The 11626-nt window shown below is 52.4% G+C and carries 8 protein-coding genes; 4 read left to right on the top strand and 4 right to left on the bottom strand.

Annotated elements, in window-relative coordinates; genetic code table 11:
* Positions 1 to 116: 116 nt before the first annotated feature.
* Together ACM110_RS00515 and ACM110_RS00510 are read left to right on the top strand one after the other, a co-directional pair.
* Positions 117 to 1613, top strand: coding sequence for a Fic family protein (locus ACM110_RS00515; RefSeq protein WP_416126133.1), 1497 nt, complete (start codon positions 117 to 119; stop codon positions 1611 to 1613).
* Between the two features lie 482 nt (positions 1614 to 2095).
* The gene (locus ACM110_RS00510) at positions 2096 to 3562 is read left to right on the top strand and encodes a DUF1254 domain-containing protein (protein WP_416126132.1); all 1467 of its coding nucleotides are present in this window, start codon (positions 2096 to 2098) and stop codon (positions 3560 to 3562) included.
* Positions 3563 to 3727: 165 nt separating this feature from the next.
* Here ACM110_RS00510 and ACM110_RS00505 read toward each other — a convergent pair whose 3' ends face one another.
* Entirely contained in the window at positions 3728 to 4744 is a 1017-nt protein-coding gene (locus tag ACM110_RS00505) for an MFS transporter (protein ID WP_416126131.1), read from the bottom strand.
* A gap of 492 nt (positions 4745 to 5236) precedes the next feature.
* On the opposite strand from ACM110_RS00505, the gene ACM110_RS00500 reads away from it, so the two are divergent.
* Together ACM110_RS00500 and ACM110_RS00495 are read left to right on the top strand one after the other, a co-directional pair.
* The gene (locus ACM110_RS00500) at positions 5237 to 5632 is read left to right on the top strand and encodes a hypothetical protein (protein ID WP_416126130.1); all 396 of its coding nucleotides are present in this window, start codon (positions 5237 to 5239) and stop codon (positions 5630 to 5632) included.
* 721 nt (positions 5633 to 6353) lie between these two features.
* Entirely contained in the window at positions 6354 to 6641 is a 288-nt protein-coding gene (locus tag ACM110_RS00495) for a hypothetical protein (RefSeq protein WP_416126129.1), read from the top strand.
* Positions 6642 to 8057: 1416 nt separating this feature from the next.
* Here ACM110_RS00495 and ACM110_RS00490 read toward each other — a convergent pair.
* From ACM110_RS00490 to ACM110_RS00480, 3 genes are all read right to left on the bottom strand, one after another.
* Positions 8058 to 9362 (bottom strand): MFS transporter, encoded by a 1305-nt coding sequence (locus ACM110_RS00490; protein WP_416126128.1) that lies wholly within the window; start codon positions 9360 to 9362, stop codon positions 8058 to 8060.
* A 50-nt stretch (positions 9363 to 9412) separates the two neighbouring features.
* Entirely contained in the window at positions 9413 to 10594 is a 1182-nt protein-coding gene (locus tag ACM110_RS00485) for a M20 aminoacylase family protein (RefSeq protein WP_416126127.1), read from the bottom strand.
* A 113-nt stretch (positions 10595 to 10707) separates the two neighbouring features.
* On the bottom strand, positions 10708 to 11613 hold the full coding sequence (locus ACM110_RS00480; protein ID WP_416126126.1) for a LysR substrate-binding domain-containing protein: 906 nt from the start codon (positions 11611 to 11613) through the stop codon (positions 10708 to 10710).
* Positions 11614 to 11626: the final 13 nt, after the last annotated feature.

Below are 11626 nucleotides of genomic sequence, written 5' to 3'. Positions count from 1 at the left end.
AGCCCAAAAATAGTAGTTACGCGGCCATTTTCGGTTAATATTTTCTAAGTGTTCGGCGCGTATTTTAAGAAAATCTTGGCTCGGTTAAAAAAATCTAGCCAACGACTGGGAAAAAAATGGGAAATCTAGTGGGTTACGCCCATTTGATCAATGCGATGGGGCTGAAGGCTATCGGGGTAAAGAAGCCCGCACTCGTTCAACCCGTCACCCGCATTGAGCGGATCAGCGGCGCGCTTGCAGTGCCGCAAGCGGTTGCACCGGAGGCTGGGGATTTTCTCGCCCACATCATCTTTGCGCTCAAACATGAGGGCGTCGATCTCTCTATTTTGGCGCAGGCTCTGCCTCGCATTGAAGGTCAACTCCTTGTCGAGGCCATAACCCAATCTCCCAGCAGTGGCTATCTGCGCAAAGTCTGCTTCCTCTGGGAAGTTTACTCCGGCGCTTTACTGGACTACACGGACAAGCCTCGGGGCCCCGGCGTCCTCCTTTTTGATCCAGAGCGGTACATCACTGGCCCATCGGTGCGAAACAACCGCTGGCGCGTGGACTTCAATGGGCTGGGGACACTCCAATATTGCGCGACGGTAGAGCGCACGCCTGAGATCCAAGCCCTGCTTGAATACGACATTCTAGGGCGTTCGAAAGAGTTCATTGCTTCCTTGCCTAAGGAAATGATGGATCGCGCCATCAACTGGGCGTACCTGAGCGAGACAGATTCCTCATTTGCGATTGAAAAGGAAGCACCAAGCCAGCAGAAGTCAGAGCGTTTCGTTCAGTTGCTGCGCCAGGCACATGACCGCCAGCCGCTTACCGAAGACTACTTGGTCTCTCTGCAAAACAACGCAATTTCCCAACCGCTTGAATGGGCGGTGGCCTTCCGGCATGAACAAAACCACCTGACCAGCTCCTTTCGAGGAGCGGCAGGGGTCACCTATATTCCCCCACCTCCAGACCTTTGCCGGGATCTGATGTTCGAACTCATGGCCTTCGCGAACCGTGCACCGTTGGAGCTTGACCCGCTGGTGGCCGCCGGCATTGCCTCATTCGGGTTCGTGTTCTTGCATCCCTTCATGGATGGGAATGGGCGACTGTCGCGCTTCTTGATACACCAGGCATTGTGCTGCAGCGGTGCGCTGGAGAACGGTTTGTTACTCCCTGTCTCCGTTGCCATGAAGCGAGAGGAGCAACGCTACCTTGAAGCTCTGCAGAGCTTTTCGAAACCTGCCCGACAATTCTGGGACGTTCGCTGGATCGATGCCGACAACATGTCGCTTAACTTCATCGGCGACCCAAGCCTCTATCGCTATTGGAATGCGACTGAATGTGTGGCCTTCACGCTGGAAATGGCCAAGCGGGCATTAGAAATTGAACTGAGGGAAGAAACCGAGTATCTGCAACGATACGACACGTTGCTCAAGGTGGTTAATGACAACTACGACGTGCGCGGCAGCCTCTTGAGCAAGCTGATAATGCAATGCTTAGACCAGAATGGGGTCGTGTCAAAGGGCCGGCGGAAGCAATACAACGGGTATATCCAAGAGGAGGTTTTCGACTTCCTAGAAGGTCACGCCCAAGCCCTTCTGGCAGAAGCTTACGCAGAGCCCGACGATTAATAGTCTAGCGACCGCCATGGCAATCTCAGCCCCGCCATCTCCACTAGCTGTTAGGCGGCCCAACCTTTCAAGCTCTTCAGCCTTGAAAAGGCCCAAAGCGTGCGGTCATTCACCCCCGTGGCCATCAATGGAATACCTCAAGTCTGTAACAGGCGCTGATCAAAGCAATCAGCGGCCTGCGACAGACTCCATTTCTTCCCGACAGACTTTATTTTATAGCGCAAGAGGCCAGGCAGGATATCTACTTTTTCAACAGAATCGGCCATTTTCTGCCTGTCGTGACCGGCAGAGTTCGACCCATAGCGGACACTAGGTAAGGCATCACCAGACCTCTTTCTTGCGATATGAAAACCTATATCTAGACTCCTACGCGTTGGTCGGGGGAGCACGGATGCTGGCTGTACGTTACACAAAACTTTCACACCAGCTCATAAATCCGACTCTTCCCCGCAACGATGTCAAACCATGCGAGGAAGTCGACGATGACTCATGCCCTAAAAACGCTTACGTCAGCCATGGCCGCTCTGGTCTTCTGTGCGCCCATGATCCACGCTGCGGAGCAAGCTCAAAACAGTCCCGCGAGCCTCACACAGCCCACCAGTGATGTGACTATGCACCCCGAGTACGCCAAGACCATTGCGCGTATGGCTTACGTCTGGGGTTGGCCGATGGTGAACATGCTCAACCGCAGCCAGACTATTACCAAGGCGCTTAAACCTGGTCTTTTGGGCGGCATATTGCCGGTGGCACCCTTCGGTTACGTCTCGATGTTGCATGATTACATTGTACCGTCGGAGACATTCGTCACTTGCCCGAACCAGGATGTGGCTTATGGCTTGGGTTTTTTCTCATTGGATGAGCAACCCGTCATTGCCCAAGTGCCGGATTTCGGTGAACGCTTCTGGGTCTATGCCCTGTACGACCAGCGTACCGATCAGTTCGGCGAAGTGGGTAAACCGTACAAAACCAAACCAGGGTTCTATCTATTGGTCGGACCCAATTGGAAAGGTGAGAAACCCGAAGGCGTCGAAGCTATTGTTCGCAGTCCCACAGCGTTGGCGAACGTCATACCACGGGTGTTCATGGACGACACACCCGAAGATCGTGTAGCCATCCAAGAGAAGCTCAACCAGGTTGTCTTTTACCCACTCAGCGATTTCGACGGGAAAATGAAAACCGTTGACTGGAAGAAGTCACCCACCATCCCTAACCCGAACGCTTCCTCTGCCAGTGCCGGAGAAACCAAATGGGTAGTCCCCGAAAAGTTCTTTGATGAGTTCCCGCAAATACTGAAAACGGTCCCTCCGCTACCCGGCGAAGAAGCGCTTTACGCTCAGTTCCGGCAATTGATGGATGCTGCCGCTAAAGACCCTGCGATCAAGCAAGCAATAGTGGAGGTGGCTAAGCAAACCGAGCAGGAGGTGATCAAGCCGTTCTTCCAGTGGAAGCATAACGGTCGTCCGGCAGGAAATGGCTGGAACCGCTCCGCCAACAATGCCCAGTGGGGCGTGGACTATTACAATCGCACCGGCACGGCAAAGTCGAACATGTTCGACAATCGACCAACCGAAACTCAGTACTTTTACAGCGATCTTGATGGCACCGGCGCTCAGCTCGATGGTAGCCATAGTTACGAAGTCACCTTCGCAAAAGGACAAGAGCCACCGGTACAGGGGTTTTGGTCACTGACACTCTATAACCAGCATCACCTGTTCAGCGATAACCCGCTCAAGCGTTACTCCTTAGGCACCAAGAACCAGGATCTGAAGCGCAATGCCGATGGTTCTCTCACGCTTTACATCAGTCCGGCATCCCCGGGGAAAGATAAGGAAACCAACTGGCTGCCTTCACCGAAAGAGAACATCTCTTTGTACATCCGTGCGTATTGGGGTGAGCAAGCCATCCTCGATGGTAGCTGGAAGCCACCGGTCATCAAGAAAGTTAAATGATGTGGCTCGCTGGCGGCCGTCATTCGGTCGCTAGCGCGTTTAGGCCCATTTCAAATGTCCGCTATTGGCCGATTGTCGCCTGTCGCGAAGGGCGGCAAGCGACTCAATATAGGACATTTATAAGGTGATTTTTCAATTCCTCACCGTCTTTCTCATTGCTGTCCTTCAATCAGGATCCATATCCGTTGTAGCGCCCAAATTGGAAGCTCCCAGGAAGTAACACATTCCACCTGCAACAATGAAGAGCGCAAGCATGTAGAAGATGTAGTGGGGAGGCTGAGTCGCCAATACGACTCCGCAAAGCACCGGTCCCAGTGCCGCGCCGAGGTTAGACAGGTTTTGTGCTCCGTAATACATGCCGCGCAGGTTGTCGGGAGCGATTTTGTCGATGAACATGTACTCGGCGGGGAATACGATGATCTCGCCGACTGTGAAAATGGCTATGGAAATGACCCAGAGCAGAATAGAGGTCGACAGGGCAAAACCCGCCAACCCCATCATGAACATACTCAGTCCCGCGGCCAGCCACAGATTCAGATGTCTGTGAGAGATCTTCCTGCCTATGGAGTATTGCAAGCTGATCACCATCAACGCATTGGTCGCCACCACGGTACTGATGATCTGGTAGGTGGATTCTGGTGTCGTAGTGACCACCAGATACTGCGAGAGATAAGCGGTGAACTGGCCAAAGACCACCGCACTGAGCAGCCCACCAAGGGTAAAACACACCAACCGATAATCCTGGAGTAACAGTTTTCCAACGGCCAGAAACGGTACTGGTTTCTGAGCTTCATCGGTAGCGTTTAGGTTTCTATTGCCCCAAACGAAATAGATGAAGAAAAATCCTGCTCCAAGCCCGGCAGATAACAGGAATGGCAAGCTGATATCCAGCTTGGCCATGCCAGCGCCAAGAAACGGGCCGACGGCATACCCGATATTGCTCAGCGTGTATTTGATCGAGAAAACTTCGCTGCGATCAGTGACGGGAAGCAGGCTGCCAAATCCTGATTTGACCGCGATATCGATGACCGCATAAGCCAGGTTGATCAGTACCAGGCAGCTGTAGAACAGCCAAAGATCGCGAGTCAGAAACGTCCCGAGAAACCCCACCGTGAAGGCCCGGCGGCATCGAGGATATGGTTGACCAGACAGCTCGGCAAGCGGTATCGGAAATTGATCCATTGTCGCGTGAACATGCAAGGGCCTATTTGGACCTGGTGCGATTGACCCTGGGTAAAGAAAAACCTGTCGGGGCCGGGGGGCTGCTACTAGTGAGGGATGCTCAAGGCGGCATGCATTTCGCCTAGGTGCAGGATCTCGTCGATCTTAACTTGCCGGATGGATTGTGGCTCGAAAGAATGCTCGCGGGACCTGAAAGGGGACCTTTAGAGCTTTCCGTCAATCGTGAAAAGGCTGGTCCTACGCTCAAGCACGAGCCTACGCATGAAATTTCCTTTCACATGTGATGAAACCCTAATCTGAATCCGAGTACGTACGATGTCGCAATTCATCCCTTGAATTTCATCAGATCTGCCAAACTTTAGATGAGGAAGTCAGCCAAATGGAATTCGGTGCATAGCAAGGATTCGAACCTTGTCTACATCCTTATCGATTTCATTTGGCCTGCACTCTATATCGCTTGGAATTCGGAGCTTCCTGTCCATGAGTACAGGCATGTTCAAACCGGTTCACGGTGCACACGCCGTTGTTGAAGCAGTGTTTTTTTTCGAGTTCGCGTCTTCGATTCTGTCGGACGAGGCAATCGAAGAACACTTGGCGGTCGCCTATGCCGATGCCCTTGCTCGCGTTGATAGAGCCAGTTCAATTGAGCTGAGTTTCGATTGTGCCGCGATGGCAAGCGAGGTGAAATGCAATTGTTCGGCCTGTTCCGCACCGCGCACGGTTGGCCGATTGCAGCTTAAGTCATCTGCCGGAATTACCGCGGACTCGGTCGCCACGCAGACTAGGCGACGCAGCTGTTCCGAATCATTGCCGAATGCGATTCCATCGACAAGGCGCGTGCATACGGTGACCTACATCAAAGATAAGGCTATCGCCGAGGTACGTTGACTCAACGGTGCCTTGCGTCGGTGGTAGTGGCGTCTTTCAACTGGCCCTCTCGCTCACTCTATGTCTGCCAAAAAAACCTGGTACAGCGTTACAGCCTTACAGCAGGCAGCTCGGCATCAGTGTTCGAACATGCGACAAAATGCACTTGCAGTCGCTAAAAGGATTACTTAATGTCGACAAATAAGTAGGTGTTTTAGGCGTCAGTCCATATTCCTTAGGTATAGAGCTACAAGAATAATAAGGGGCAATATCATGCGCGCGCACTTCTTTGGTATCTCTCTAATTGTGCAACTGCTTGCCGGGTGCTCAGACCTTAATCACTCCTATAACGCAGCCAATCCAGTCGTCCGAATCGACCCTTGTGCTCAAAATATGCACTTGAGCTGCAGTGCGCCAAACGTGTCGCTGGGCGAGGTCTTTCGCTAACTGACGCCCCTTTTGCAGTAGCGGTGCTGCTCGCGAGCCACTAATGCTACGTTGGCAGAGCGTGCAGTCTGGAAATTCCGCAGAGCCTACGTCGTCTTAGACCAAGCATTGAGGAGCGCCGCCTGCATCGCATCGGCAAAATACTCAATGAAAATTAGACGACTCAATGGCCTGATCGTTGGCGATGAGCAAGTAGATCCGAGACCTGGTACTGGCCCAGTCTTATGAGCATCTGGGGCTGACGCTCCAGTCGTCCACCTACGACCCAAATGGCATAGGGGGCCTTGTCACTTCGGTGAAATTGGCTGAGCGTGCGGCTTTTTCGCCGTGGTGGACTATCATTCTTGATTATTTTCGCGGGTTGAAGCAATCGAATATTCTGGTCCTCCTTCAGCCCCTCAGCACCCATACTGGCGTGGCGGGTAGCGTACAACAAAGCCAGCTCCTCATCGTGATCCAGGATGGCCTTGCCCATTCGAACAAGCTCGGCGCGCATACTGACCATGCGTTCTGGATGGTGCCGTTAGATGTCGTTGGTTCGACTTGTACGAGCGGCGAGGTCCATCAAGATACTCAAGAATAGCTGCAGAGTCTGTTTTCGCTCATCTTGCCAAGCCGTTCATAGAATCGAAACTCGCGTATTAGGAAGTCGCGGAAGGTCGGTTCTTCATCTGCATTGGTTGGCTGCTCATTAAGCAGTTCCGCGAACGCTGCTCGTGCGGCGTCTTCCTCGCAATTGGCAGCTAGCCTGGCGAGCAATATGCGTAGAGGGCCAAAGAGCGTTACTATTTCCGATACTGGAGCCTTATGTGCTTTCAAATACAACCATGTTGCTCACAGCTTTGGCTTTAGGGCGCGCGTTATAGAAAGTCAAGATCTTCCGGAATTCCAGGGCAGGTTTGGCCTGAAACCTAAATGGAGGTATCTCTATGAGCTATTTTGGCACATTCAATGTTTTGTTTGTTTGATAATGCTTTATAGAGCGGCTATATGAGTAGACGACTAAATCGCGGCAGTGTGCTGAATGTTGTTTTCATAGGCCCGAAGATGAGATTTGGCAATGGCCGAAGAAGAACCCAAGTAGAGAGATTAGCAGTTGTTAAGCGTTCTGGTGATGCTGTCCGGCGCCAATCTCGAGTTTAATTAATGTATTCCAAGTCGGCCGAGCCATTTCGTCACCATTTATTGCGTCCCGTAGCCAGAACCGTACCCTTAAAAAGAGTCTTTTAGTACAAGATCAATGATCCAGATCTTAAAAAACTAAATCCATCGCGGACTTTTTGGGTGCTGAACTTTGTCTGCGCGTTCAGCAAAGCTTGCCGAATGAAGTTCTCACCGTTCTCGGAATTCTTGAGTACATCAGGGATGAGACTTATGAAGGCGCGGGAAATGGTTAACTCGAAGAGCCTGATTCGGAGAAAAATATTTAAGCGTTTTCAGGAGTATTCTGAATTTCTTTCCGGATTGTATAATGATGGTAATATTGAGTACGGTGCCGTACTGAGGCCGTTAAGAAAGAGGCTGACTTTGGACAAGTTAAATTGCGGCGAGCGGCCAACTACCTGAGGGATTACAGTGACTCTGTTTTAACAGCGTGCGGTGGCGATCCCTCAAAAAGCGCTCCATGAGATCATTGATAATTTCAAGGTTCTTTTGGGGTAATGATTATACTTTTGAAGCTGGGGCCGCGAAGTTTTATGTCATTGAGCAGTTAGTAAAGTGTAACATTTTCCCGTTCAAGGTTGGGTCTGTTGCCAAAACTATTCTCTTAAGACCACGACTTGCGCAATTCAGCACCCGTTCTCGGTGGGTGCGCTGATTCTGATACCCGCCTTGTCGCATTTCCTGCTCAATGGAGTTGGGCGTGATGAAGTCGCGATAGCTGAGAAGGAGACCGCGTACGAGGCAGATCGTTTGACGGCGACGCATGAGGCTGCTTCGGCCTGAATCCGAACGGATAAGCGCTACCCTTTGGTAGCGCGAGTTTTTCCTGGCAAGGCTAAACGTTGATCAATTGGCTTGGCTCGCCATCCAGATGATCTGGTATCGACAAGGCTTTGAGCTCGATACGCGTCGCTTCCGGTTTCACAACCCACAAACCGACCATTGCACACACCAGCGTCGCGAGACCGAATCCGGAAATCGCCCACTCAAAGCCCAGCGAAATGCTGTTTCCGTTCCACCCAATAAGCTGCCCGACAAAGAACGGGACGACCATGCCTGCCGATGTCTGCAGGGCGTTGTGGATGGCCAATACCGAGCCACGCTGTTGTACCGGTGTGAAGTGCGAGGTGATGGTCATGCTGAAGCTGGGAAGTACGTTGACTAACGCTGTGCCGACAAACATCAATGACAGTATCAACAGGTGCTGTCCCGTAGAAATACTGATCAGCGCAAACAGAACCCCGCCAAGGGCGCAGCACGCCAGGGGTGGGACGACCATGGTCCAAAAGAGGCTGCCACCGCGCTTTAACGCTCGTTGAGCAAGGCTAGAAATAGTCAATCCCATCACCATGGCCAGAATCGTCACAGCTAACATGAAATAGCCTGCTTGCAGGGTATCCAGATTCAGCCCTTTCTTCAGGTAGACCACTGTCCAACTGAACCCGAGAGCGCTGGGAACATAACAAAAAAAAGCCAATAACGTAATGCAAACGAATGTGCGGTTGAGCAAAAGCGCTTTGTAGGGAATCTTGCGTTCGACCTCAATGGGGGCACTCTCACTTCGAGTTTGCTGATTGCCTTCGCGCCCGAATTTCAACCATAAGATGACCCAGACAAACCCAATGATAGCCAGGCTCAGGGAGGACATGCGCCAACCAAAACGCTCGATAGCGTAGGGGAGGGTAACCGCGCCGACCAATCCACCGAACATGATGGAGCTGTAAATCAACGAAGAAGGCAGCATCCGCTCCTTAGGGGCAAACCACTTGAAACAGGCGTGCTGAGTCACTGCAGTCGCAGGTCCTGTACCTATCCCCAGCATTACCCGGCCACTTACCAACGCCAACAGGCTGTGGCTGAAGGTTATCAGTAGTTGAGCCGCTATCCACACAAGTGACATACCCACCAGGATCCAGCGTGTTGCCACACGGTTGGCGAGGAAGCCGACCAGCACACCTGATAAGGAATAAAAAAAGAAAAACGAGCTACCGACAAAACCGAATTGTTCCGGCGTTAGCTTTAACTCCTCGATGACCTGCACGCCCGCGAATGCAAAAATGGTTTTATCTAATGTACTGATGATGATGACGACCAACAGCAAAGCGATAACCGCATTTCGCCCCTTGGTGATTTCAGGCATGTTTTTCTCTCATTGTCAGGTTGGCGGAGGACATCGCAAATGGCACAGGTTTAAACGAGGTAGGCTTGCACTAACCTGGCCCAGTAGCTGGCGCCGTAAGGAATGGCCAAATCGTTGAAGTCATACCCTGGATTGTGCAGGGAGCAACCGGTTGGGCCACTGGTGCCATTGCCGAGCCCGACATAACAACCGGGGCGTCGTTCAAGCATCCATGCGAAGTCCTCACTCCCCAAACCGCCTTTGCGTCCGGGTGCAATGATGTTTTGCGGCCCGACCAATTCACTGATGACCTGCTTGGCAAGGGCGGTTTCCGCCTCGCTGTTGAAGATGGTTGAAACCAGAGGGCGGAAGTTGTACTCCACCTGCATGTCGTGGACCATGGCGACGCCATGAACGACTTCTCCTATGCGTTTTTTGAGCAGCACACGAACCTCAGGCGTTGTTGCACGCACACTTAATTTCAAGGTCGCATTGGCAGGAATGACATTCGCAGCTTCGCCGGCTGAGACCATACCGACAGAGACGACCGCCGTTTCATTGGGGGGGACGTTTCGCGCGACAATGGTTTGCAAGGCCAGGATGGTTTCAGCGGCCGCGACTACTGGATCCTTGGTGAGCTGAGGCATCGCGCCATGACCTCCCTGACCTACCAATCGAATAGTCACTTCATCGGCAGATGCAGCCATGGTGCCGGCAGCTGCTGAAAAAAATCCTAGAGGTAATCCGGGCGCATTGTGCAAGGCGTATACGGCGTCGCACGGAAAGCGTTCGAACAGCCCATCATTCATCATGCTTAACGCGCCCCCCAGCGTCTCCTCGGCTGGCTGGAAAATAAGATTCAGGGTGCCGTTGAAGCATTTGCTTTCTGCTAAATACCGGGCGGCGCAGAGCAAGATTGCAGTGTGGCCATCATGACCGCAAGCATGCATCTTTCCAGTATGTTTGCTCTGGTGCTGAAGGTTGTTGTTTTCCTCGATTGGTAGGGCGTCCATGTCCGCCCGCAATCCAATAGCGCGCGCCCCATCGCCCAGTTTGAGCACGCCAACCACACCTGTTCCACCAATGCCTTCATGGACGTCGTAGCCCCATTGACGCAGGTAGCCTGCCACCAGTTCACTGGTGCCGACTTCTTCGAAGCCCAGTTCCGGGTGCTGATGGATGTGCTGACGAATCTGCGTAAATTCTGCCTGGAGGGCTTCAATTTCGGGGACAAGATTGGGGAGGGAAGTCATTGGTTTATCCTTGTGGACTATTCGATGACTTCGAGCATGACAAAGCATTTACCTTAGGAGTAATCGTCTCTGCGTATACCCATAGCTTTTTTAGTAGTCATGTAGCGCCAAGGCTAAAGCGAGACGACGGAGCGACTGCCGTGGAATTCGTAAATAATGTCTTCGGCCAGACTGTTGGTCTCCCTAGTCAGCGATTCCGCTTCCCGGCTGATCAGAGAAAAAGCGAAGGCGGGCACCGGTTCTAAAACGTTGATTACGTCAAGTTTTTCAGCGAGGTGGCTTGATGCCAGGTGGCGCATTGACCAGAAGCTGACAGCGTCGGTGCTTGCAGCCAGTTCCAGATACATGACGAGCGAAGAGCAGACCATGACGTTGTCAGGTGGAGCGATTCCGATCTGACGGAACAGCGTGTTAACCGGTGAATCCTCGAATACGTCCGGGAGCACCCATGGCAACTCGCGTAACTCTGCGAGGGAGTTCAAATGGCGTTGAGGATGACCTTTACGTACTGCCAATGCACCCGGTTGCAAGTACAACTCTACCGCACGAAATCCTTCCAGTTGACCTGCGCCACCATGAGAGGTCAGTACCAGATCCAAACGACCTTCGCGTAATCCTTCGATGAGCTTGGTTGGACGTAACTCTTCAACACGTATCGTGACTTTTGGGTTGCGCGCATTAAATCGGGCTAGGCATTGGACGAAGCGAGAACTCGGGGTGACGGGAGATACGCCAATCGTGATATGACCCCCGGTGCATCCTTTGAGTGTCTCGATTTCTGCCTTGGCCCTGCGTACCTCTTCGAGAATCAATCGTGCGCGGATCAGTAAATGCTCTCCAAAAACCGTCAAGGTAATACCTCGGTTGGAACGCACCAGAAGCTTCACGCCGAGCTCGGTTTCCAGTTCCTTGATGCTTCGAGACAAGGAGGGCTGAGAGATATGGAGTGTTCTCGACGCCTCCTGGATGCTGCCGCTTTCGCAGATGGCAAGCAGGGCGCGGAGTTGGTGAAGTTTCATGGGGACTCCAATA

The organism is Pseudomonas sp. NFX98, from assembly GCF_047784845.1.
Taxonomy (GTDB): Bacteria; Pseudomonadota; Gammaproteobacteria; order Pseudomonadales; family Pseudomonadaceae; genus Aquipseudomonas.
Note: the sequence above shows the minus strand (reverse complement) of the source record. Positions and strands in the feature narration are given on the sequence as shown.